22 protein-coding genes are annotated in these 24072 nt (G+C 34.0%); 19 read left to right on the top strand and 3 right to left on the bottom strand.

Features of this window, described 5'->3' with window-relative positions:
- Positions 1-174 precede the first annotated feature (174 nt).
- From infB to rimP, 3 genes are all read right to left on the bottom strand, one after another.
- Positions 175-3162 (bottom strand): translation initiation factor IF-2, encoded by a 2988-nt coding sequence (gene infB / locus A1704_RS11440; RefSeq protein ID WP_062673450.1) that lies wholly within the window; start codon positions 3160-3162, stop codon positions 175-177.
- A gap of 76 nt (positions 3163-3238) precedes the next feature.
- The gene (gene nusA, locus A1704_RS11435; protein ID WP_002982960.1) at positions 3239-4474 is read right to left on the bottom strand and encodes a transcription termination factor NusA; all 1236 of its coding nucleotides are present in this window, start codon (positions 4472-4474) and stop codon (positions 3239-3241) included.
- Between the two features lie 16 nt (positions 4475-4490).
- Positions 4491-4958, bottom strand: a complete 468-nt coding sequence (gene rimP, locus A1704_RS11430) for a ribosome assembly cofactor RimP (protein WP_034691441.1) — start codon at positions 4956-4958, stop codon at positions 4491-4493.
- A 214-nt stretch (positions 4959-5172) separates the two neighbouring features.
- Between rimP and A1704_RS11425 the strand changes: the two genes are divergently transcribed.
- From A1704_RS11425 to A1704_RS11335, 19 genes are all read left to right on the top strand, one after another.
- Positions 5173-6486: a UDP-glucose dehydrogenase family protein gene (locus tag A1704_RS11425; protein ID WP_062673448.1), complete on the top strand. Its 1314-nt coding sequence runs from the start codon at positions 5173-5175 to the stop codon at positions 6484-6486.
- Positions 6487-6490: 4 nt separating this feature from the next.
- The gene (rfbB, locus tag A1704_RS11420) at positions 6491-7570 is read left to right on the top strand and encodes a dTDP-glucose 4,6-dehydratase (protein WP_062673447.1); all 1080 of its coding nucleotides are present in this window, start codon (positions 6491-6493) and stop codon (positions 7568-7570) included.
- A gap of 128 nt (positions 7571-7698) precedes the next feature.
- Complete coding sequence (gene rfbA, locus A1704_RS11415; protein ID WP_062673445.1) at positions 7699-8562, top strand: glucose-1-phosphate thymidylyltransferase RfbA; 864 nt, start codon at positions 7699-7701, stop codon at positions 8560-8562.
- Between the two features lie 174 nt (positions 8563-8736).
- Positions 8737-9585, top strand: a complete 849-nt coding sequence (locus tag A1704_RS11410; protein ID WP_062673443.1) for an ABC transporter permease — start codon at positions 8737-8739, stop codon at positions 9583-9585.
- A gap of 44 nt (positions 9586-9629) precedes the next feature.
- Positions 9630-10889: an ABC transporter ATP-binding protein gene (locus A1704_RS11405; protein ID WP_062673440.1), complete on the top strand. Its 1260-nt coding sequence runs from the start codon at positions 9630-9632 to the stop codon at positions 10887-10889.
- Complete coding sequence (locus A1704_RS11400) at positions 10886-11287, top strand: sugar 3,4-ketoisomerase (RefSeq protein ID WP_062673439.1); 402 nt, start codon at positions 10886-10888, stop codon at positions 11285-11287. Before A1704_RS11405 ends, A1704_RS11400 begins: the two co-directional genes overlap by 4 nt.
- Positions 11277-12143, top strand: coding sequence for a GNAT family N-acetyltransferase (locus A1704_RS25045; RefSeq protein WP_082798764.1), 867 nt, complete (start codon positions 11277-11279; stop codon positions 12141-12143). Before A1704_RS11400 ends, A1704_RS25045 begins: the two co-directional genes overlap by 11 nt.
- Before the next feature lies 1 nt (position 12144).
- The gene (locus tag A1704_RS11390) at positions 12145-13077 is read left to right on the top strand and encodes a hypothetical protein (RefSeq protein WP_062673437.1); all 933 of its coding nucleotides are present in this window, start codon (positions 12145-12147) and stop codon (positions 13075-13077) included.
- 3 nt (positions 13078-13080) lie between these two features.
- The gene (locus tag A1704_RS11385; protein ID WP_062673435.1) at positions 13081-14184 is read left to right on the top strand and encodes a DegT/DnrJ/EryC1/StrS family aminotransferase; all 1104 of its coding nucleotides are present in this window, start codon (positions 13081-13083) and stop codon (positions 14182-14184) included.
- Positions 14171-15682, top strand: a complete 1512-nt coding sequence (locus A1704_RS11380; protein WP_062673432.1) for a glycosyltransferase family 4 protein — start codon at positions 14171-14173, stop codon at positions 15680-15682. Before A1704_RS11385 ends, A1704_RS11380 begins: the two co-directional genes overlap by 14 nt.
- A complete protein-coding gene (locus tag A1704_RS11375) occupies positions 15679-16293 on the top strand; it encodes a DapH/DapD/GlmU-related protein (RefSeq protein WP_062673430.1) in 615 nt (204 codons plus the stop codon). Before A1704_RS11380 ends, A1704_RS11375 begins: the two co-directional genes overlap by 4 nt.
- Position 16294: 1 nt before the next feature.
- Positions 16295-17419 (top strand): glycosyltransferase WbsX family protein, encoded by a 1125-nt coding sequence (locus A1704_RS11370; RefSeq protein ID WP_062673428.1) that lies wholly within the window; start codon positions 16295-16297, stop codon positions 17417-17419.
- A complete protein-coding gene (locus tag A1704_RS11365) occupies positions 17412-18257 on the top strand; it encodes a glycosyltransferase family 2 protein (RefSeq protein WP_062673426.1) in 846 nt (281 codons plus the stop codon). Before A1704_RS11370 ends, A1704_RS11365 begins: the two co-directional genes overlap by 8 nt.
- A 66-nt stretch (positions 18258-18323) precedes the next feature.
- Complete coding sequence (locus A1704_RS11360) at positions 18324-18992, top strand: NAD-dependent epimerase/dehydratase family protein (protein WP_062673424.1); 669 nt, start codon at positions 18324-18326, stop codon at positions 18990-18992.
- Between the two features lie 126 nt (positions 18993-19118).
- Entirely contained in the window at positions 19119-20027 is a 909-nt protein-coding gene (locus A1704_RS11355; protein WP_238590609.1) for a glycosyltransferase family 2 protein, read from the top strand.
- 113 nt (positions 20028-20140) lie between these two features.
- Entirely contained in the window at positions 20141-21172 is a 1032-nt protein-coding gene (locus A1704_RS11350) for a hypothetical protein (RefSeq protein ID WP_062673419.1), read from the top strand.
- Positions 21156-22082: a GDP-L-fucose synthase family protein gene (locus A1704_RS11345; RefSeq protein WP_062673417.1), complete on the top strand. Its 927-nt coding sequence runs from the start codon at positions 21156-21158 to the stop codon at positions 22080-22082. The genes A1704_RS11350 and A1704_RS11345 overlap by 17 nt, the downstream gene beginning before the upstream one ends.
- Positions 22082-23155: a GDP-mannose 4,6-dehydratase gene (gmd, locus tag A1704_RS11340; RefSeq protein WP_062673796.1), complete on the top strand. Its 1074-nt coding sequence runs from the start codon at positions 22082-22084 to the stop codon at positions 23153-23155. Before A1704_RS11345 ends, gmd begins: the two co-directional genes overlap by 1 nt.
- Before the next feature lie 75 nt (positions 23156-23230).
- Positions 23231-24055: a glycosyltransferase family 2 protein gene (locus A1704_RS11335; RefSeq protein WP_062673415.1), complete on the top strand. Its 825-nt coding sequence runs from the start codon at positions 23231-23233 to the stop codon at positions 24053-24055.
- Positions 24056-24072: the final 17 nt, after the last annotated feature.

Below are 24072 nucleotides of genomic sequence, written 5' to 3'. Positions count from 1 at the left end.
ATAATAATAGACAGTTTTTATTCAATAAAAAATAATTTTTTTACAGACCTTATTCATTTTAACAAATTATTAATAATTCAAAAAAAATTATTTAGAATGATTACAAATTAAACGAGTTTGAAAAATAAAAAAACCACTTTATAAAAAAGTGGTTTTCACATATTTAGGATATATTTATTTTAGTTTTTTCTTGACCGCTACTTCTTCGTATACTTCAAGGATATCTCCGATTTCGATGTCATTATAACCTTTCAGATTCAGACCACATTCGTAACCTTTCGTTACTTCTTTAACATCATCTTTGAAACGTTTCAAACTTTCAAGTTCTCCATCGAATTTAACAATACCGTCTCTTAATAAACGTACTTTAGACTGTCTCGTTACTTTTCCGGTAAGAACCATACAACCTGCAATTGTTCCTACTTTAGAAATCTTGAAAACCTCACGGATTTCAACATTACCAATCACCTGCTCTTGAATTTCCGGAGAAAGCATTCCCTCCATCGCTTCTTTTACTTCATCAATTGCTTTATAGATTACAGAATACGTTCTGATTTCAATTTCCTCACGATCTGCAAGTTCTTTAGCATTAGCACCTGCTCTCACGTTAAATCCAATGATAATAGCATCGGATGCTGCAGCTAAGTTGATATCAGATTCTGTAATCTGTCCAACACCTGAGTGAAGAATTTTAACACTGATTTCTTCTGTTGATAATCTTTGTAACTGATCAGAAAGAGCTTCTACAGAACCATCCACGTCTCCTTTAAGGATAATGTTCAATTCTTTGAATTCTCCTAAAGCAATACGTCTACCCAATTCTTCAAGGGTTGTATGCTTCTTGGTTCTGATTGATAATTCTCTCTGCAGCTGCTCTCTCTTATTGGCAATTGCTTTACCTTCACTTTCATCAGCATACACACGGAATTTATCACCTGCAGTAGGCGCTCCATCCAAACCTAAGATTGTTGCAGGAATTGATGGCCCAGCTTCTTTTAGATTTTTTCCTCTTTCATCAAGCAAAGCTTTTACTTTCCCGTGATTTTTACCTGCTACTACATAATCACCTACTCTTAAAGTTCCGGTCTGTACCAACATTGTTGCTACATAACCTCTACCTTTATCTAAAGATGCTTCAATAACAACTCCGTTTGCTGCACGGTCAGGATTCGCTTTCAACTCAAGCATTTCAGCCTGTAATAAAACTTTTTCCAACAATACATCTACGTTATTACCGAATTTAGCCGAGATCTCCTGTGCCTGAACATTTCCACCCCATTCTTCTACTAAAACCGGTGGATTTAATCCTGATAACTGCTGACGGATGTTGTCCGGGTTTGCATTCGGCTTATCTACTTTGTTGATAGCAATAATCATTGGTACTCCTGCAGCCTGTGCGTGAGCAATTGCTTCTTTTGTTTGTGGCATTACATCATCATCGGCCGCAATTACGATAATTGCAATATCCGTAATCTGTGCACCTCTCGCTCTCATTGCAGTAAAGGCTTCGTGACCTGGTGTATCTAAGAAAGTAATTCTCTGACCGTTCTCCAGTTTCACGTTATAAGCACCAATGTGCTGAGTAATTCCTCCGGATTCACCGGCAATTACGTTTGTTTTTCTAATGTAGTCCAACAATGAAGTCTTACCATGGTCAACGTGTCCCATTACAGTAACTACAGGAGCTCTTTGTAATAGGCTTTCCTCGGTATCTACTTCATCTTCTGCATCCGTATCTTCAAGATCAGCATCTGAGAATTCAATTTTATAACCGAATTCATCTGCTACTAATAATAAGGTATCGGCTTCAAGTCTTTGGTTCATGGTAACCATTACACCTAATGAGAAACAAGCAGAAATTACTTCAGTTGGGGAAACATTCATCAAACTTGCCAATTCACCTACTGTGATGAATTCTGTTACTTTAAGAGTTCTGTCTTGTGCTTCAAGCTCCTGCTGACGCTCATCCTGCTCTCTACGGAAAGTTCTCTTGTCTTTTCTGTGTTTTGCAGATTTAGATTTCCCTCCTTTATTAGTAAGTTTTTCTAATGTTTCTTTGATCTGGTTTTTAACTTGCTCATCAGTTAGCTCAACTGGCATAACTCTTTGTCCAGGTCTGTTGTTCTGACCTCCTTTTTTGAAGCCACCACCTTGACCTTGACGATTTCCACCACCCTGGTTATTTCCAAAACGGTTTCCACCTTGGCCACCTTGACCTTGAGGACGATTTCCCTGACCTCCCTGACCACCCTGGCGGTTTCCACCTTGTCCCTGTCCACCGTTATTATTATGCTGACGGTTTCCTTGGCCTTGTCCACCTTGGTTGTTGTTATTTCCTGAGTTTTGATTATTCCCCTGACCTTGTTGGTTATTCTGGCCACCAGGTTTTTCAATTCTCTTTCTTTTCTTTTTTGCTCCAGCACCTGGTTTTGGTGCAAACTGAGTTAAGTCAATCTTTTCCCCAACGATCTTAGGACCGTCAAGTTTCTGATATACTGTCTCAATTTTTTGTGGTTCCTGAGATTCAGGTTCAGCTTCAACTTTTGGAGTTTCTACTTTTTTCTCCTCTACAACCGCTGGTTTTGGAGTTTCCTTTACTGTTTCCACAGGTTTAACTTCTTCTTTTTTCTCCTCCATTTTTGGTTTGTCTTTTTTCACAGGTCTGTTTCTAGATTCTATTTGAGACAAATCAATTTTATCCAAAACTTTAAATTCCTGTTTTTCAGGCGCTGCTTTAACTTCCGGTTGTTCTTCTTTCACGATTTCTTCTTTCTTTTCTTCAACCGGTGTCGCAACAGGAGCCACAGGAACTGCAGGAGCTGCAGGAATCTCTTCAGCTTCAGGCTTCTTAGGTTCCAAATCTATTTTACCTAAAATTCTAGTTTCTGGTTTATTTGCTTTAGCTCTTATCACTTCAGGGGTTTTCTTTTCTTCAATTTCCAGTTTTTCTTCCGGAACTTTAGTGATCACCACCTCATGGGAAGCCTTTCTTTGTTCGCCGTCTTTAGCAAACTCAGCCTCCAATGCAGAATATGCCGCTTCTTCCAATTGAGCGTTAGGATTGCTTTCAACCTCGAAACCCCTTGACTGTAAAAACTCTACTAATCTGGACATCGAAATGTTGAATTCCTTAACCGCTTTATTTAATCTAATTTTTGGCATTTATATTATTTACTGTTTTTAATTTTTAAAATTAAAGTATTTCTTTTTTACTGTTTATTAAAATTTATTTAAAATCTTAATCTTCAAATTCTTCTCTCAGAATACGTTTAACCTCTTCGATGGTTTCTTCTTCAAGGTCTACCATATTTAAAAGACTTTCAGTTTCTTTATCCAATACTGATTTTGCAGTCGTAAGTCCTACTTTCTTAAACTCATCCAAAATCCATTGCTCGATATCATCGTTAAATTCTTTCAATTCAACATCATCATCCTCGCTGGACTCTCTGTATACATCAATCTCATATCCTGTCAACCAAGAAGCCAGTCTGATATTCTGACCTTGTTTTCCGATCACTTTAGAAATTTCCTCAACTGGAGTATATACCAATGCATAATTGGTCTCTTCATTGATTTCAATTTTGTTAATAGTAACGTTTCCTAATGCTCTCTTCACCAAAATCTCAGGGTTTTTAGACCACTGAATAACATCGATGTTTTCATTTCTCAACTCTCTCACAACGCCATGAATTCTGGATCCTTTCACTCCAACACAAGCTCCTACCGGATCAATTCTGTCATCATAAGCATCTACTGCAATCTTCGCCTTTTCACCAGGAATTCTCACTACCTTTTTAAGGATAATTGTTCCGTCCTGGATTTCAGGAATTTCCAGCTCTAATAACTTCTCAAGGAATTTAGGTGCAGTTCTGGAAATAATAATCTGTGGTTTAGAACCTTTAAAATCTACTGTCTCAACAATAGCTCTGATATTCTCACCCTTTTTAAAGAAATCGGATGGGATCTGGTTTTCTTTTGGTAAAATAAATTCATTTCCTTCATCATCCAGCAAAATCACGTGCTTATGACGGATGTGGTGGATTTCCCCTACAACGATTTCACCAATTTTATCTCTAAACTGTTCGTACAGCATTGCATTATTGTGTTCCTGAAGTTTTGTAGCAAGGATTTGCTTAAGGGTAAGAATATTTCTTCTTCCCAATTGTGCAACAGGAATTTCCATTGTAAAGTCCTCACCTACTTCGAAGGTAGGGTCAATCTTCTTTGCTTCAGAAATTTCTATCTCCAAATCATCATCTTCAGACATTTCGTCCTCTACAATTGTTTTATTCAAAAATATCTGAAAATCTCCTTTATCCGGGTTTACAATCACATCAAAATGATCATCTGAATCAAATCTCTTTCTTAAAAGAGTTTTCAGTGAATCTTCAATAATTGCCATAAGATCAATCTTACTGATCCCTTTTTCGTCTTTAAAATCACCAAAGGATTCAATCAACGCTATATTATCCATCTATTCTTTTTTCTTTTTAAAATTTAATTACTACTAATGCTTTTTTGATCTCAGGATAAGAAATTTCTTTCTCCTCCTCCACATCTACTTTTCCTTTTCCGATATCTTTCGGCTTTCGGTAACGTAGAACAAGTGTGATCTTCTCATCGTCTACTTTTGACAATTCTCCTTCAATTTTAGAAGAATCCTCCAGCATCACCTCAATCTCTCTTCCAATGTTTTTACTGAACTGTCTTGGTGTGGATAATGGCTCGCTCAATCCCGCAGACATCACCTGAAGGCTGAAGTCATGCTCTTCACGATCCATATTAAATTCAATCGCACGGCTTGCATCAAGGCAGTCCTGCAAAGAAACTCCGTTATCACCATCCAAAATCACTGTAATATCATCCCCTGCAGAAATTTTAAGATCAATAAGAAACAGATCTTTTCTGGTCTCAAGGAATTCATTTAATAATTCTTCAATTCTTTTTCTAAACTCCATATATTTTTATCTTGATTTACAGTACGAAAAAAGGCTTTCTTCCGAAGCCTTCCCATTTTTTCCGTAAATCCATTGCAAATATAAGCTTTTTTTCTAAAAATGCAAAATTATCTTAAGTATCAAGCAAATAGCGTAAGATTCATTTACAATAAATTAAAAGAGTATGTCACAGGATTTTTATTACTTTTGTCTTTAGAATTTTAAAACAGATATTTTGAATATAACGATTGTAGGAACAGGTTATGTAGGTTTGGTTACAGGAACTACTCTGGCAGAACTTGGCAATTCAGTATACTGTGTTGATATTGATGAAAAAAAAGTAGAAGGTATGAAAAACGGCATTGTTCCCATCTATGAGCCGAACCTTGAAGAAATGTTTTTAAGAAACATCCAGTCCGAAAGATTATTTTTCACTACCAATCTTAAAGAAGCTTTAGACAAAAGCGAAGTTATATATCTGGCATTGCCTACTCCTCCGGGAGAAGACGGTTCTGCAGATTTGTCTTATGTACTTCAGGTAGCCGATAATATTGGCGAGATGATGACTGAATACAAAGTCATTGTCAATAAAAGTACTGTTCCCGTAGGAACTGCAGACAGAGTAAGAGAAACAATTTCGTCTAAAACAGACATTCCTTTTGATGTAGTTTCAAATCCCGAATTTCTGAGAGAAGGATTTGCTGTTGAAGACTCTATGAATCCCTCAAGAGTCGTTGTAGGGGCAAGCTCAGAAAAAGCTAAAGATATTATGTCTAAAATATATCAGCCTTTTACCAATACCGGAATTCCCATCATTTTTATGGATGAGAAGTCTTCGGAACTTACCAAATATGCAGCGAATTCATTTTTAGCAGTAAAAATTACCTTCATGAATGAAATTGCCAACTATTGTGAAAAGGTAGGTGCAGATGTGGATAAGGTAAGACTGGGAATGGGTAGTGATGACAGAATCGGGCACAGATTTTTATTCCCTGGAATCGGATATGGAGGAAGCTGCTTCCCTAAAGACGTAAAAGCACTTATAAAATCCGGGAAACAGGAAGATTTTAATTTCCAGATCCTGGAAGCTACCGAAAATGTAAATACCACCCAGAAAGTTATTTTAGTATCTGAAATTGAAAAATACTTCGGAGGAAATATTGAAGGGAAGAAAATCGCCATGTGGGGACTTGCCTTTAAAGCAAATACAGATGACATCAGAGAAGCTTCATCTTTAGACAATATTGCCCTTTTATTGGAGAAAGGCGCGGAAATTGTAGCATATGATGCTGTTGCAGAAAGCAATGTTCAAAAACTTCTTGGCAACAAAATACAATACGCCAAAGGAATGTATGATGCACTGGAAGATGTGGACGCACTATTTATTGCTACAGAATGGCCTGAATTCAAAAACCCTAATTTTGAACTGATGGCTAAAAAAATGAAAAACAAAGTCATTTTTGACGGCAGAAATATGTATCCATTGGAAGTCCCTGAGCAAAACGGATTTTATTATAAAAGTATAGGAAGAAAGACCATCTCAAAATAAATCAATGAAAAACATTATCATTACAGGAGGTGCCGGGTTTATCGGTTCCCATGTTGTAAGAGAATTTGTAAAAAACAATCCGGATACTACAATCATCAACCTTGATGCTCTTACCTACGCCGGAAATCTGGAAAACTTAAAGGACATTGAAAATGAACCTAATTATGTTTTCGAAAAAGCAGATATTACAAAACCGGAAGAACTTAGAAAAGTTTTCAAAAAATACAATCCGGATGCGGTTGTACATTTAGCAGCAGAAAGTCATGTAGACAGAAGTATTACAGATCCAATGGCATTTATCAACACGAATGTAAACGGGACCGCTAATCTTCTGAATCTTTGTAAAGAGTTCTGGACGTTAAATCCTGATCATACCCACGGCAGATTCTCGGATGAAAAAAGAAATAATCTTTTCTATCATATTTCTACCGACGAAGTATATGGAAGTTTAGGCGAAACAGGATTCTTTTTAGAAACGACATCCTACGACCCTCAATCTCCGTATTCCGCATCCAAAGCAGCTTCTGACCATTTGGTAAGAGCTTACGGAAATACTTATGGAATGCCTTTCATCGTTTCGAACTGTTCCAACAACTACGGCCCGAATCATTTCCCTGAAAAGCTTATTCCTCTTTGTATTTCGAATATCATCAACGAGAAACCGCTTCCTATTTACGGTGATGGAAAATATACCAGAGACTGGTTGTTTGTCATTGACCATGCCAAGGCGATTCATCAGATATTTAAAGAAGCAAAAACCGGTGAGACTTACAATATCGGAGGATTCAACGAGTGGCAGAATATTGATCTTGTCAAAGAACTGATCAAACAAATGGATGCCAAGTTGGAAAGACCGGAAGGCTATTCAGAAAAACTGATCACTTTTGTAAAAGACAGACCGGGTCACGACAAACGTTACGCTATTGATGCAACAAAACTGAATAAAGATTTAGGCTGGAAACCTTCAGTTACCTTTGAAGAAGGATTAGCAAAAACCATCGACTGGTATCTTGAAAATAAAGAATGGCTTGAAAATGTGACTTCAGGAAATTATCAGGATTACTACAGCAAGCAATACAGCTAAATCTCCAGCTATTAAAGGAACAGGTATAGAATCTGACATCATTCATTTCAGTCTTTTATAACACACCAGCAATAGCAAAATAAATCGATTTATAACACAAAAGAAATAGCGTAATACGCACCAAAAACATGAAAGGAATAATATTAGCCGGAGGCTCCGGAACAAGACTTTACCCTCTAACTATTGCCGTAAGCAAGCAGCTGATGCCTGTTTACGACAAACCCATGATCTACTATCCGCTTTCCACACTTCTTTTAGCAGGAATCAAAGATATTCTGATCATCACAACTCCACACGACCAGGCAGGTTTCATCAAACTTTTAGGCGACGGTTCGCAAATCGGCTGTAATATAGAATATGTTGTACAGCCAAGCCCGGACGGTTTAGCACAAGCTTTTATTCTGGGCGAGCAATTTATTGGTAACGACCCTGCAGCGCTGGTATTGGGAGATAATATCTTCTATGGTTCTGAAATGGGAACCTTACTGAAAAATAAAACCAATCCTGAAGGAGGAGTTGTTTTTGCCTACCACGTAGCAGATCCGGAAAGATATGGTGTAGTGGAATTCGACAAAAACCTGAAAGCGGTTTCTATTGAAGAAAAGCCTTTAAACCCTAAGTCAAACTATGCCGTTCCAGGTCTTTATTTTTACGATAACAATGTAGTGGAAATCGCTAAAAATATTAAACCTTCAGCAAGAGGTGAGCTGGAAATCACAGATATCAACAATGTTTATTTAAGCAATGGAAAGCTTGAGGTAGCTGTTCTGAACAGAGGAACGGCATGGCTGGATACAGGAACTTTTGATTCTCTTCACGACGCTTCAGAATTTGTAAGTGTCATCGAAAAAAGACAAGGGTTTAAAATTGGCTGTATAGAAGAAATTGCCTTCAGAAATAAATTCATTGGTGAAGAAAAACTGCTTGAAACGGCTACCAAATATGGCAAAAGCGGATACGGCGAATACCTGAAACAACTTATCGGAAAATAACAAATATAATTTATAAAATTCATAGACTATTGGCTTTACGGCCAGTAGTTTTTGTTCATACCAACAAATATCAATATATTAGTTGTTGATTTTTAGTTTTATTGACTATGAAAATTTATAAACTAATATACACGGTAATAATTAATTATTATAAATTTGCAAAAACTTACACAGATGAATGAACCACAACAAAAGTGGACAGAAACGATTGATGCCGATCATTCGTTATTTGACTTGAAGCTAAAGGAAGTCTGGAGATACAAAGATCTTGTTTATATGTTTGTAAAAAGAGATTTTGTATCCAGCTTTAAGCAGACTATTTTAGGCCCTATCTGGTTTTTTATCAATCCCATTTTAACGACCATTGTCTATCTGGTTATTTTTGGAAGAATTGCCAAATTACCTACAGATGGAGCTCCACCGCTCCTTTTTTATCTGGCTGGTGTTACTCTTTGGAATTACTTTTCTTCCTCATTACTGGCTACCTCCTCTACTTTTACCGGGAATGCCGGCATCTTCGGAAAAGTCTATTTTCCAAGACTGGTTACTCCGTTATCCATTGTTATCTCTAATCTCATGCGGTTTGGAGTACAGCTTATTTTATTCATTCTTGCCTGGGCATATTATTACAGTAAAGGAGAAGTTCATCCTAATATCTGGATTCTTGCAACTCCTTTCCTAATATTCTTAATGGCACTTTTTGCCTTGGGAGTTGGGATGATCTTTTCTTCACTGACTACAAAGTATAAAGATCTTGCAATGCTATTGGGCTTTGGTGTAAGTTTATATATGTATGCAACTCCGGTTATTTATCCTGTTTCCTCATTACCGGGATTTTTTAAAAAACTGGCTTATTATAATCCTTTAACCGGTATTTTTGAATGTTTTAAATATGCTTGGATAGGTGTTGGAGACTTTTCTCCCGCCATGCTGGGAATGAGTACTATTATTATTCTTATCCTTTTAGTGATAGGAATTGTTGTTTTCAACAAGGTTGAAAAAACCTTTATGGATACCGTATAACCTTTGTTGGTAAACTTTTTTATTAATTTAAATCATTTAAGAATATGCTGTCTTTAAAAGCAGAAAATATATCCAAACAATATCGTCTAGGACAAGTCGGGACAGGGACTCTATCTCATGACCTTAACAGGTTTTGGCATAAAGTGAGAGGAAAAGAAGATCCTTATCTGAAAATTGGTGAAGCCAATGATAGAACAACAAAAGGATTATCCGACTATGTGTGGTCTCTTCGCGATATTAATTTTGAAATCGAACAAGGAGACGCTGTTGGAATTATCGGCAGAAACGGTGCTGGAAAATCAACTCTGCTTAAGGTTTTAAGTAAAGTTACAAAACCTACAACAGGAAGAATATTTACAAACGGAAGAATAGCATCTCTGCTTGAGGTAGGAACAGGATTCCACCCTGAAATGACAGGAAGAGAGAATGTCTTTCTTAATGGAGCCATTTTAGGTATGACCCGCAAGGAAATCAAAAGAAAATTTGATGAAATTGTAGATTTCTCAGGTGTTGAAAGATATATAGACACTCCTGTGAAGAGATATTCTTCGGGGATGTACGTTCGCCTTGCTTTTGCTGTAGCCGCCCATTTAGAATCTGAAATTCTTATTGTAGATGAAGTACTCGCAGTAGGAGATGCAGAATTTCAGAAAAAGTGTCTTGGTAAAATGAATGATGTAACGAGAGGAGAAGGCCGAACCATACTTTTTGTCAGCCATAATATGACAGCTATTAAAGAGCTTTGCACAAAAGGAATTCTTTTGAATCAAGGACAAATTGGCTATCAAGGCGACATTCTCAATACGATCATAGAATATCAAAAAAGCAGCGCAAGAGAAAGCTCTTACCAATATAATGGTAATCTGAACGAAGCTATAGGTAACGAAAATATCAGAATAAAAGAATTTTCAGTAACTCCTATTAATGGAGATTTATTAGATATTGATTCTGGAGCTCATGTAAAACTTGTTTTTCATAATTTCTGTCCGGATATCACTCTTGACACAACTTTTGAACTAAAAAATTATGAAGAATTGGTGATTTTCCATGTTGGAAAATGTGTTTCCGAAAATAACAATTCAAAAATAGGCGAATATACTGTAGAATTTGATATTCCTGCAGGGCTTTTGAATGCTGGAAACTACTATTTTAAACTTTACTTCGGGAAGGATCAAAAAATACTTTTATACGGAATTGATGAATTTATTGGATTTGAAGTAGAAAATGTAAAAGTGGGAACAATGATGCACATTTACCCAGGAGTTACCAGACCATTTTTTGAATACAAAGTACAAACACCATGATCCCACAAATAATAGAACTCCCCAAAATATATGATAAAAGAGGGAACTTATCCTTTTTTGAATATCCTAATCAACTTCCTTTTGAGATACAAAGAACATATTGGATATATGATGTCCCTGGAGGAGAAGTAAGAGGAAGCCATGCTTTCAAAGAACAGCAAGAATTTATTATTGCCCTTTCAGGAAGTTTTGATATTGTAATCCATGATGGAAAAGAAGAACAAAGGTTTTCTTTAAACAGGTCCTATTACGGATTATATATTCCCAGAATGTTTTGGCGAAGATTAGAAAATTTTTCTACCAATTCATTAGCACTCATTGTCTCTGATAGACAGTACAATGAAAATGATTATATAAGAGATTTTGAAGAATTTAAAATACTGGCTGATGAAAAATAATATTTCTGTATTTGACTGTAATGTTATTGATTTAGGTAAAATCAGTTTTGATGAAGGCAACCTTACAGTAGTTGAAAATAACGCCGCATTTCCATTCAATGTTAAAAGAATTTTCTACCTTTATGATATTGCAGGAGGAGAAAGCAGAGGTGCTCATTCACATAAAGAATGTCATCAATTTCTGATTGCAGCAAGTGGCAGTTTTGAAGTTTCTCTGGATGATGGCAAGTTCAAAAGACAGGTATTTTTGAATCGTCCTGATTTAGGATTACATATTCCTCCTGGGATATGGGCTTCTGAAATTAATTTTTCTTCAGGAGCAATTTGTTTGGTCCTTGCATCTCATACTTATAACGAAAATGATTATATCCGAAATTATGAAGATTTTTTGAATTTTAATAAACTCCAATTAGTTGATTATACAAAAAATATTCTAGAAAAGTCATGGAATTGGTTAAATGACCCGGAAATAAAATATCTTACCAATACACCTGATTTCTCAAAAGAAGATCAGCAAAAATGGTTCGCAGGTTTAGAAAACAATAAAACGTATTGGGTTAAAGGTATCCAGCATAATCATAAAATCATTGGTGTAGTTGGCTTAAAAAAAATTGATCTCACCAATAAAACCGCAGAGTATTTTGTTTACATCGGGGAAAAAGAATATTGGGGAAAGGGTTTAAGCGCTGATTTATTTAAACTTATTTTTAAAATTGCCAAAGACCAGTTGAATTTAGAAAGTTTATATTTAAATGTTATTCCTGGAAATACCAGAGCTGTAAAAGCTTATGAAAAAGCAGGTTTTTCAATATCTGATAATTCAGACTCCTATATAACCATGTCCTTAAGGCTATAACATGAATTTTGAAATAAAAAAATATACGCAAAAAGATTATACTGACTGGAATCTGTTTATAAAAGAAAGTAAAAATGGACTTTTCTTTTATGACAGAGACTTTATGGATTATCATTCTGATCGCTTCAAAGATCATTCTCTGTTTATTTTAAAAAACAATAAAGTTGTAGCAGTATTTCCAGCCAATGAATCAGGAAAAGAAATTATTTCTCATGGAGGTCTTACCTTTGGATCATTGATTCTCTCCTATCATGTAAAGGCTAGTGAAGTTTTGAATATTTTTGAGGAAATAAAAAAATATTATCAAGAATATTCTTTTAATGAAATAATTTATAAAGCCGTTCCTCATATTTTTCACAAATATCCTTCAGAAGAAGACTTATATGCTCTTTTTCGTAACCAAGCTAAACTTTTCCGAAGAGATATATCATCTGTAATTGATCTTTCATCCCCTATTCGTTTCTCTGAAACAAAAAGACAATTAGTGAGAAAATGTGAAGGAAATGAAGTCACTATAAGTGAAAATAAAAATTTTAAGGAATATTGGACTTTACTTTCAGATGTTCTTAAAAAATTTGATACAAAACCTGTACATACTGAAGAAGAAATCAAATTATTAAATAAAAAATTTCCTGAAAACATCAGACTATTTGAAGCAAGAAAAGATAATTTTCTTTTAGCAGGGATTGTTATTTTTGATTTTGGAAATGTCGTTCACACACAATATATGGCAGCATCACAAGAAGGAAGAAAAATAGGGGCATTAGATTTTATAAACTATTTTCTTATAAGTGAATTTCAAAACAAAAAATATTATAGTTTCGGAATTTCAACAGAAAACCAAGGAAAAATATTAAACGAAGGATTGATCCAGCAAAAAGAAAACATGGGAGCAAGAGGGATCACATTAGATTTTTACTCTATAAAACTTTAAATTATGATTAAATTTCTTGATTTACAAAAAATCAATTTACAGTACCAAGAAGAAATTGAAACTAAAATTTTGGAAGTTTTTCGTTCTGGATGGTATCTCATGGGAACTGAATTGTCTAGTTTTGAAAAAAACCTGTCAAATTATATAGGCTCTAAACACGCTATTGGAGTTGCTAATGGACTGGATGCACTGCGTTTAATACTCCGTGCTTATATTGAACTAGGATTTATGAGCCCGGGAGATGAAATAATTGTTCCATCAAATACATATATTGCCTCAATTCTTGCAATTTCGGATAACAAATTAATTCCAGTACTAGTAGAACCTGATATTAATACTTACAATATTGATATTAGTAAAATAGAAGAAAAAATTACCCCTAAAACAAAAGGAATTCTTATCGTACACTTACAGGGAAGAGTGGTTTTCTCTGAAGAACTGAAGAAAACGGCAGAAAGACATAACTTAAAAATCATTGAAGACAATGCTCAAGCAATTGGGGCTGAATGGCAAGGTTTAAAATCAGGTAATCTCGGAGATTCCGCAGGCTTCAGTTTTTATCCAGGAAAGAATCTAGGTGCATTAGGAGATGCAGGAGCCATTACTACCAATAATGATGATCTTGCTAAAGCCATCAGAACTTTAGCAAATTACGGTTCTAATCAAAAATATGTCAATATTTACAAAGGCCTAAATTCCAGGCTCGATGAAATTCAGGCTGCAGTATTAGATATAAAATTAAAATACATTGATACTGAAAACAAAATCAGAAGAACTATTGCTAAACATTTTATAAATAGCATCACAAACCCTGAGATTATACTTCCCGAATACCCTGAAAATGAAAAAGAACATGTATGGCACGTCTTTGTTATAAGAAGTAAAAAAAGACAAGCCCTTCAAGATTACCTAAGCAATAAAGGTATACAAACAATTATACACTATCCTATACCACCTCATCAACAGGAAGCTTATAAAGAATGGAACCATCTTTCATTTCCCATTAGTGAAAAGATTCATGAAGAAGTTTTAAGCCTACCCATAAGCCCTGTAATGACAAACGAAGATATAGAAAAAATAATCTCAGAATTAAATGATTTCAAATAAAAAGCTTATTCATATTGATAAAATTCTGAAAAAGAATTTAAAACAAGCCATAAACAAAAAAAATTATGACTTCGCTTTACGATTAATAGAGTTATCAGCACATCTAAAATACAATTATGCGTTTGATGACACCCTATATGATGAAGAATTAGAAAACTCATTGAAACAAATTTCTAACTCTCTTTTTAAATCAGAAAAGATAGTCCCTAACGAAGATGTTGTTTTATTCTATGATTACTTTGGTTATGATAACAGAGGCTTAACCCAGCAATATCTAAGGGCATTATTAAGACTTAATAAGCGAATCATTCTTGTCTTTGAAAGTAAAAACAGGCATTATAAAAATGAAGCAATTCTAGCAGAAATTGAGCATTATAATAATAAAGAAATTTATTATTTGGAAGGAAACGACAGAATAGAACTATGTAAAAGTCTCATTAATATTATTTTAGCAGAAAAACCAAAACATATTTTAATGCATTTAGTTCCTTGGGATACTATTGCTTATATCGCTTTCTATAAAATACAAGGAATTATAAGATACCAAATAAATTTAACGGATCATGCATTTTGGCTTGGGGTGGACATTACAGATATAAATATTGAATTTCGTTCATTTGGACAAAATTTATCTGAGCAATTAAGAAAGATTCCTAGTCATAAAAACAAAATATTACCATATTATCCTATTTTGTCGGAAACTCCATTTCAAGGTTTTGATTTTGATACTAAAAACAAAAAAATACTATTTTCTGGGAGTACATTTTATAAAATTCTGGGAAATAATTTAGAATTTCTTGAAACAATACATAAGATTTTACAATTAGATGATAATTTAATTTTTGTATTTGCTGGGAGTGGTAATGGTACATCCATTAATAAATTTATTGATGATCATAAATTAAACAACAGAATATTCTTAATTGGCGACCGTTATGATTTATATGAAATTATGAAAAACGTAGATTATTATATTTCTACTTTTCCCTATATAGGTGCCTTAATGACACAAATTGCTGTTGCTTCAGGATTACCTGTTTTTGCTTATGTACATCCCAAAAACTTGGTAAGTGATATAAAAGATTTATTTTACAAATCTGATAGATTTAAAAGCTTTGACAATTTAGATACATTAGTAAAGGAATTTTCCATTGAATACAAAAAAAATACTCCAAAATCACTTTATAATAATCTGATGATTACTGAAAAAGAATTTTCTGAGAATTTAGAAAAAATATTTAATGGAGAAAACCCAATGTCATTTTTGGAAAAGAAGTATGATGTACTTGAATCTTATCAAACATTTAATAGCTTAATGATTGAAGCTGAAAACTTATATAATCCTGTCTTTGAAAATACCATTAATAAATTTTTAACGAGTGGTGAAAGATTTAGAATGTTTCAGGATTATAAATTAAGATATTATAAAAAAGTTTTTAAAGAAAACAAAATACTATTTTTAAAAACATTGTATTATCAATTAACAGGGAAAATATGAATTTTTTTAAAAAATATATTGTTAATTTTTTGTTCGATGTTCTCAATTCGAATGCTTATAAAACCCATACTCAAAATAAAATTAATGAGTGGGCTAGGAAAAGTTTTAAAAACTTTGGAACGAATTCTAATTTGCCGGAAGAACATTGTATAGAAAATCCTAAATATATCTCCATAGGTAAAAACTTCAGTTCCCTGTTTCATCTCAGGTTGGAAGCATGGGATCATTTTCAGGGGGAGAGTTTTACTCCTGAGATCATAATTGGAGATGACGTCATTTGTAATTCCGATATCCACATTGGTGCTATCAATAAGATTATTATAGGAAATAATGTACTTATGGCCAGCAGAATATACATTTCTGATCATTCCCACGGAAATGTAAGTATTGAAGATCTGGAACATGTCCCTGCAATGAGGCCACTATACTCCAAAGGGCCGGTAATTATTGAGGATAACGTATGGATTGGCGAAGGTGTATGCATCCTTCCGGGAGTTACCATTGGTGAGAACTGTATCATAGGAGCCAACTCTGTAGTGAATAAGAGTTTCCCTAAAAATTCAGTTATTGCAGGAATTCCCGCCAGATTAATAAAAACATTAGAAAACTGAAATGAAAAAAATAAAACCTCTAGCATTTTATCTCCCTCAATATCACCCCGTTCCTGAAAATGACGAATGGTGGGGAAAAGGATTTACAGAATGGACGAATGTAGGAAAAGCCAAGCCTCTATTTGAAGGACACGAACAACCTATATATCCTGGAGATCTGGGGTATTATGACCTGCGTGTTCCTGAAGTAAGAGAACAGCAGGCTCAGATGGCAAAAGACTATGGAATACATGGATTTATCTATTATCACTACTGGTTTGGCAACGGCAAACAATTGCTGGAACGCGTGGCAAATGATGTATTACAATCAGGAAAACCAGATTTCCCTTTTTGTTTCTGCTGGGCCAACGAAACATGGTCAGGAATATGGCATGGGTTATCAGAAAAAATACTTGCTGAACAAATCTATCCTAATGAAAAAGACTTAATTGCCCATTTCGAATATCTTCTGCCTTTCTTCAAAGATGAAAGATATATCAAAGTAGACAAAAAGCCTCTTTTCATTATCTATGATCCGAATCATTTAAATGACGGGGATCCCCACTATATTACAAAATTCAGAGAGCTCGCCAGGAAAAACGGATTTGATGATCTATACATCATGGCATCCAATAAGCTCCGTGATGACCTGGATTTTAAATCTATGGGATATGACAGTAAGATCTCCAATGCATTTCAAAAGGCCTGGATACCTCATATTGCGAAGAAAGAATATATTTCTCACTCTCAATATTATAAAAACAGGATAAAAGGATTAATAGGAATTAAGAAAAAAGAACAGCCTAAAGTTAACATTCAGGATGCTAAGGCAGTAGTAAACGACTTAAAGTTTGAAGAAAGCAATATTCCTACCTATCCATGTATCCTGCCCAATTGGGATAATACTCCAAGAAGCGGCTACAGAGGAATCATTTTGGCTAACAATTCCCCGGAACTGTTTGAACAGCAAGTAGAAAAGGCTATAGGATATCTTGAAGATAAAAAGGATTATCCGGAACAGTTTTTAATTATAAAATCCTGGAACGAATGGGCAGAAGGGAACATCCTGGAACCAGATAGAAAAAACGGTTTTGGGTATTTGAATGCATTAAAAAAAATCTTGAACAAACACAGTCGAAATGAGTAAATTCAGTGTACTTATCGCCAACTATAATAATGGTCATTTTTTTTTAAAATGCTACCAAAGCTTAGTTGCTCAGACAGAAACAGACTGGGAAGCGGTAATTTTGGATGATGGCTCTACTGATGATTCTCTTGAAGTCATACAAAAAATCATAGGTGATGATTCCCGGTTTAAAATCAATCAGAATGACCAAAACAAGGGAATCGGTTATACAAAAAGAAGATTAATAGAACTTGCTGAATCTGAAATATGTGGTTTTCTAGATCCTGATGATGGGTTAACGACTCATGCTTTGGAAGTTATTTTAAAGGCATATTCTGAATATCCCGAAGTGGGTATGGTATATTCCAATTTTGTATTTTGCGATGAGCATCTTAATCCTAAATCGGTCCATAAAGGGAAACAGATTACTGAGCTGAATTACTCTTACTATAATTTTAACGGTGAGATTTCACATTTTGCTACTTTTAAGAAAAAGATATACGAAAAGACTTCCGGCATTGATCCGTTTCTAAAAATTGCTGAAGATAAAGACTGGTACATGAAAATGTGCGAAACAGCTCCTGTAAAATATATTGATGAAGATCTATACTTATACAGAATCCATGATAGTGGTATTTCTACGACTAAAAATGCTGAGAAAGCACTGTTCTGGCATTGGGTAGCGCTGATAAAAATGGCAGAAAGAAGAAACATCAGTGTTGAAGATCTTTTTCTTCAAAGCTATGTTCCGAAAAATAAATATGAACAGGTACTCAACCAATTAAACCATGTAAAAAATTCAAGATGGGCAAAACTGGGAAATAAAATTGGGTTATTTAAAATCTTTAAAAAGCTCTAAAATCTATTGATCAACATGAAAGATTTAAAAGAGATACAACTAACATCTTAAGTATACAAGAAGCATATGATTATTGGTAACGGAATGCTGGCAAATGCCGTAAGATTTTATGACAAAGATGAGGTTATCTTTTTCGCATCGGGAGTTTCCAATTCTCTTGAAAAGGATCCCTCAGCATTCGAAAGAGAAATACGCCTTCTCCATTCCTGTATTGAGGAAAATCCACATAAAAAACTTATTTATTTTTCTACCTGCAGTGTTTATGATCCCTCCAAAGCGGAAAGTCCTTATGTAAAGCATAAACTTAATGCAGAAAAGATCATTGCAGAAAACTGTGTCAGCTATATTATCTTCCGGGTAGGAAATGCAGTGGGACATGGTGGTAATCCCAATACACTGATCAATTTTCTAAGTAATGCTGTTATCTCGGAAAAAAGATTTACTCTTCATCGAAATGCAGGAAGAATCCTGATCGGAATAGATGATATTGGCTCTTTTGTAGGAAGTAATATGATGGATCTTAACAATACGATCATCAATCTTGCTTATCCTTATCAGTATTCATTGTCAGAAATACTGTGCCAGCTCGAGAGTCATCTCGGTAAAGAGGCTGTGTATGATGATAGTGATGAAGGTTCGTTTTATACTATTGAATTCAATGAACTTACTGAAAGCTTTTTTACAGGAATATCTCCAACGGAATACTTGAAAAAGCTATACTCAACCTACTTATAACATGATTATTCCTGAAAAAATAATTTTGTACCTTGTACCAAGTGTCAGAAATCATTATCAAAAAAGATAGTGACCACTATATATCTAAAAAAACACATTGTAAAAAATAATTGATTAAAAATGAAAATGAATCCCAAAATATCTGTCATTGTCCCCTGTTATAATCAAGCACGTTTTCTGGATGAATCCCTGCAGTCTATTCAGGATCAGACCTATGAAAATTGGGAATGTATCATTGTTGATGACGGATCTCCTGATAATACAGCAGAGACAGCCGATAAATGGGTAAAAAAAGATAGCCGTTTTAAATATCTTCACAAAGAAAACGGAGGTTTATCTTCTGCAAGAAATGCTGCTCTGGAAGTCACAACCGGAGATTATATTCAGTTTTTAGATGCAGATGATATCTTAGCTCAGACCAAGTTTTCAGATTCATTCAATCTGATACAGGACAAAGAAGCAATAATAGTGTCAAATTTTTGTTTATTTGACGATTCTAATAAGCAAGAATTATTGCCTCCCTTTTGCAAGCTATCTCAGGATTTACTGAATTTTGAATCTATCCTGTATCAATGGGACTTCACATTTACAATTCCCATTCATTGTGGTTTGTTTCCAAAGTCTATTTTTGAAACTATTCGTTTTAATGAAAATCTAAAAGCGAAAGAAGATTGGCTTTTGTGGATTCAAATTGCACAAAAAAACATCAATTTCATTTTTTTAAATGCTCCTCTGGCTTTGTATAGGAAGCATGCAACGAGTATGTCACGGGACAGGAAACATATGATTTTATATCAGATGCTTTTCTATAATGAAGCTGAAAAAGTGATTTCCAACTCTGACTTCAATAAATTACTTTTAAAACACTTAGACATTAACTATAACAAAGTGAATGAATTAACCATTGAAATAAGAAATTTAAAAGAATCAAAAACTTTTAAACTCCTTTTGGCTTTAAAAAAAATGACTGAAGATCTGGGGCTATTAGATTTATCTAAAAAATTATTTCGTTTAATATCGAAGCTTAGGAAATAAATTCATTTCAGAAGTCTTACAAAATTAAAAATAGAAAAATATCAAACTCCAGAAAGTAAATTATTTTTTACAATATACAAAGACATTTCAACAACTTTTACTTCCAAAATCCTATGAATATAGCTTTCACAATCTGCTCCAATAACTATTTAGCACAAGCTAAAGTTTTAAAAAATTCTATTAATAAATATGGTGAAAACTTCAAATTTGTAATAGGATTATGCGATGAAAAATCTAGCGAAATAGATTATGATTCTTTCCAATGTGAAATTGTAGAAATGAAAGATATTGGAATAAAGAATTTTGATGAATTATGGATGAAATATGACATTATAGAATTTAACACCTCTGTAAAAGCATCATTTTTCAAGTACTTATTAGCAAAAAATCCCAATACGGAATTTATATATTACTTCGATCCGGATATTGAAATATTTGATCAGTTATCAATCCTGAATGCAGAATTTGAAGATAACGCAGATATCTTGCTCACCCCTCATATTCTGAGTTCTATTCCTTTAGATGGCTATAAACCTGTAGAAAACACTTTTCTTAATTTTGGTATATATAACCTGGGATTTATAGGATTAAGAGGCCATTCTGAAAATGCCAAAAAACTTCTTGATTGGTGGGAAGAAAGATTGTTATCTCTTTGCTATAATCAACCGGAAAAAGGGTTATTTGTAGATCAGATCTGGATGAATTTTTCACCTGTTTTCTTCAAAAATGTAAAAATTCTCAGTAAAATGGGGTATAATGCCGCTCCATGGAATCTGCATGAAAGAATAGGATTGGTAGCTACAGAAGACAATAAATACCGCATGCCGGATAATTCTCCTCTGGTATTTTATCATTTTTCAAATTTTAAATATAAAAATCCCGAAACTTTAGCAAAATACTATGACAGATATTCTTTGGAAAATTCAGATTCCTTGAAAAAGCTATATCAAAATTATCATCAAAAAATCATTGAAAACGATATTGAAAGAATCTCAAAAATAGATTGTAAATATGTAATTTTAAAAAATAGTTTACCTAAAAAAAATAAATCTTTTCCTGAAATTTTGAAATCAAGCTTCAATAATTTATTAAAAATAATTTATTATAAAATTCGTTACAACTACAATTATGAACCCAAACTCTAAAATATATATTGCCGGACACCGAGGTATGGTAGGAAGTGCCATTTTAAGAAACTTAACTTCGAACGGTTTTAATAATATTATTACCAAAACTTCCAGTGAATTAGACCTTACAGATCAAAAAAGTGTACAAACATTTTTTGAAACCGAAAAGCCAGAATATGTCTTTCTTGCTGCAGCCAAAGTAGGAGGAATCCACGCCAACAACACGTACCGAGCTGATTTTCTTTACGATAACCTTATGATTGAGTCTAATGTAATTCATCAGAGTTATTTACATGGAGTAACGAAATTACTTTTTTTAGGCTCCAGTTGTATATACCCCAAGCTTGCACCTCAACCTTTAAAAGAGGAATACCTATTAAGTGGATTTTTAGAACAAACCAATGAACCTTATGCCATAGCAAAAATTGCAGGAATAAAAATGTGTGATGCATACAGGGATCAATATAATTGTAACTTCATTTCCGCAATGCCAACTAATCTTTATGGGCCTAATGATAACTATGACCTAAATAATTCTCATGTTTTGCCGGCTATGCTCAGAAAGTTTTTTGAAGCCAAACAAAACAATGTAAAGGAAGTGGTTTTGTGGGGAGATGGAAGCCCTTTTAGAGAATTTTTACATGTAGATGACCTTGCAAAAGCATGTGTATTTTTGATGAATAATTACAATGAAAGCGGTCACCTGAATATAGGTTCATCCAGGGAAATCTCTATATCAGAACTGGCCAAGCAGATTAAAGATATTGCCCAATATGAAGGAAATATAGTTTGGGATACAGAGAAACCCAATGGTACTCCCAGAAAGCTAATGGATTCCTCTAAAATTAATTCTATGGGTTGGTCTCCTGATATATCTCTGGAAGATGGAATAAAACAAGTTTATCAAGAAAAATTTTTAAACAAATGATGAAAAAAGCACTTATTACAGGAATCACAGGACAAGATGGTTCTTATCTGGCAGAACTCCTATTAGAAAAAGGCTATGAAGTTCATGGCGTAAAACGAAGAGCTTCCTCTTTTAACACTCAAAGAATTGATCATCTGTATTTGGATCAGCATGAAAATAACGTGCATTTCAAATTACATTACGGAGATCTTACAGACTCTACCAATATCATCAGAATCATACAAGAGGTACAACCGGACGAAATCTATAATCTTGGTGCCATGAGCCATGTGAAAGTAAGTTTTGATATGCCCGAATATGTTGCAAACGTAGATGGGTTAGGTACACTGCGTTTATTAGAAGCAATCAGGATTTTAGGATTAACCCATAAGACGAAAATTTATCAGGCTTCTACCTCAGAATTATACGGCGGGATGCCATCCAATAAAAATGAAAAGGGTTTTTATGATGAAAACTCTCCTTTCTATCCACGTTCTCCCTATGGTGCAGCAAAAATTTATGGTTTTTGGATAACAAAAAATTACAGGGAGGCCTATGGAATGTATGCCTGCAATGGTATTTTATTTAATCATGAATCTCCCAGAAGAGGGGAAACTTTTGTTACCAGAAAAATAACTATGGCAGTAGCTAACATAGCAAAAAACAAACAGGATTGCTTATATCTGGGGAATTTAAATGCTCAAAGAGATTGGGGACATGCTAAAGATTATGTGGAAGGAATGTGGAGAATGTTGCAGCAGGAGAAACCTGACGATTTCGTTTTAGCAACAGGAGAAACTACCATGGTAAGAGATTTTCTCATTATGGCTTTTGAAGAAGTAGGAATAGAACTGGTTTTTGAAGGAAGTCAGGAAAATGAAATTGCCAAGGTATTACGCTGTAATAACCCGAATTATCAACTTCCATTAGGTAAAACAGTTGTAAAAGTTGATCCTAATTATTATCGTCCAACAGAAGTCGACCTGCTGATTGGTGACCCTACAAAAGCAAAAACTATTCTCGGCTGGCAACCACAATACACCGTAAAATCTCTTTGCAAAGAAATGATTGAATGTGATTTAAAAACAATATAATTTAAAAAAACATATTCAATATAGAATCCTTTATTTCACAATAACAAACAGATTTTACAAAAAACATTCAAAAATATGCTCAATAAATCCATTACAATCATAACGATAAACTTCAACAACCGAAATGGTTTACAAAAAACTCTGGATAGTGTATTTCGGCAAACCGGTAAAGATTTTCAATATATAGTAATTGATGGTGGAAGTTCTGACGGAAGCAAAGAACTTATAGAAAGTAATCAATCCAAAATAAACTATTGGGTAAGTGAACCTGATAAAGGGATTTATCATGCGATGAACAAAGGAATTGCAAAAGCGACTGGAGAGTATCTTCTTTTTCTGAACAGTGGAGACGAACTGCTAAATGAATCAGTTATAGAAAAAGTAACTCCATTACTGCACACAGATGATATTATCTCCGGTAATCTAATTGTAGATGATGAAAATCAAGATGTTCTTAGGCCTACTAAAGAAAATATTTCGTTTTTAGATTTAATTGAAGAAACAATCTGGCATCCCAGTACATTTATAAAAAGAAGTGCCTTTGAAAAAGTAGGTCTCTATGATGAAAATTTGAGAATTTGTTCAGATTGGAAATGGTTTTTAATTTCTATTTTCAAATACAATTGTACTTATAGACCTATTGAACAATCTATATCCCGCTTTTATAAGGATGGTATCAGCTCCGATCCCAAATCACAGTCTTTAAGAAAAGAAGAAAGAAGAAAAACACTTGTAGAAAATTTTCATTTTTCTGAATTCCAGACGGAAGAATTAATCGATAAAATTAATTTATATTTCAGTGCAAAGAACTCTTTAGACAAAATAGACAAATTGAAAAAATCAAGGTTATTAAAATTTTTATATCAAATAGGCCTATTTAAAAACTATAAATACCTTTAAAAAAATTCTTAAAAGAT

This window comes from Chryseobacterium cucumeris, assembly GCF_001593385.1.
Taxonomy (GTDB): domain Bacteria; phylum Bacteroidota; class Bacteroidia; order Flavobacteriales; family Weeksellaceae; genus Chryseobacterium; species Chryseobacterium cucumeris.
This window is presented reverse-complemented; position numbering and strand designations above follow the sequence as displayed.

Coding starts and splice junctions, on each gene's coding strand:
- rimP (WP_034691441.1), bottom strand. CDS start 4,958: ATGGAGTTTAGAAAAAGAATTGAAGAATTATTAAATGAATTCCTTGAG.
- A1704_RS25045 (WP_082798764.1), top strand. CDS start 11,277: ATGAAAAATAATATTTCTGTATTTGACTGTAATGTTATTGATTTAGGT.
- A1704_RS11355 (WP_238590609.1), top strand. CDS start 19,119: ATGAATCCCAAAATATCTGTCATTGTCCCCTGTTATAATCAAGCACGT.
- A1704_RS11400 (WP_062673439.1), top strand. CDS start 10,886: ATGATCCCACAAATAATAGAACTCCCCAAAATATATGATAAAAGAGGG.
- infB (WP_062673450.1), bottom strand. CDS start 3,162: ATGCCAAAAATTAGATTAAATAAAGCGGTTAAGGAATTCAACATTTCG.
- A1704_RS11350 (WP_062673419.1), top strand. CDS start 20,141: ATGAATATAGCTTTCACAATCTGCTCCAATAACTATTTAGCACAAGCT.
- A1704_RS11385 (WP_062673435.1), top strand. CDS start 13,081: ATGATTAAATTTCTTGATTTACAAAAAATCAATTTACAGTACCAAGAA.
- A1704_RS11370 (WP_062673428.1), top strand. CDS start 16,295: ATGAAAAAAATAAAACCTCTAGCATTTTATCTCCCTCAATATCACCCC.
- A1704_RS11375 (WP_062673430.1), top strand. CDS start 15,679: ATGAATTTTTTTAAAAAATATATTGTTAATTTTTTGTTCGATGTTCTC.
- nusA (WP_002982960.1), bottom strand. CDS start 4,474: ATGGATAATATAGCGTTGATTGAATCCTTTGGTGATTTTAAAGACGAA.
- A1704_RS11390 (WP_062673437.1), top strand. CDS start 12,145: ATGAATTTTGAAATAAAAAAATATACGCAAAAAGATTATACTGACTGG.
- A1704_RS11410 (WP_062673443.1), top strand. CDS start 8,737: ATGAATGAACCACAACAAAAGTGGACAGAAACGATTGATGCCGATCAT.
- gmd (WP_062673796.1), top strand. CDS start 22,082: ATGAAAAAAGCACTTATTACAGGAATCACAGGACAAGATGGTTCTTAT.
- rfbA (WP_062673445.1), top strand. CDS start 7,699: ATGAAAGGAATAATATTAGCCGGAGGCTCCGGAACAAGACTTTACCCT.
- A1704_RS11335 (WP_062673415.1), top strand. CDS start 23,231: ATGCTCAATAAATCCATTACAATCATAACGATAAACTTCAACAACCGA.
- A1704_RS11365 (WP_062673426.1), top strand. CDS start 17,412: ATGAGTAAATTCAGTGTACTTATCGCCAACTATAATAATGGTCATTTT.
- A1704_RS11380 (WP_062673432.1), top strand. CDS start 14,171: ATGATTTCAAATAAAAAGCTTATTCATATTGATAAAATTCTGAAAAAG.
- rfbB (WP_062673447.1), top strand. CDS start 6,491: ATGAAAAACATTATCATTACAGGAGGTGCCGGGTTTATCGGTTCCCAT.
- A1704_RS11345 (WP_062673417.1), top strand. CDS start 21,156: ATGAACCCAAACTCTAAAATATATATTGCCGGACACCGAGGTATGGTA.
- A1704_RS11405 (WP_062673440.1), top strand. CDS start 9,630: ATGCTGTCTTTAAAAGCAGAAAATATATCCAAACAATATCGTCTAGGA.
- A1704_RS11360 (WP_062673424.1), top strand. CDS start 18,324: ATGATTATTGGTAACGGAATGCTGGCAAATGCCGTAAGATTTTATGAC.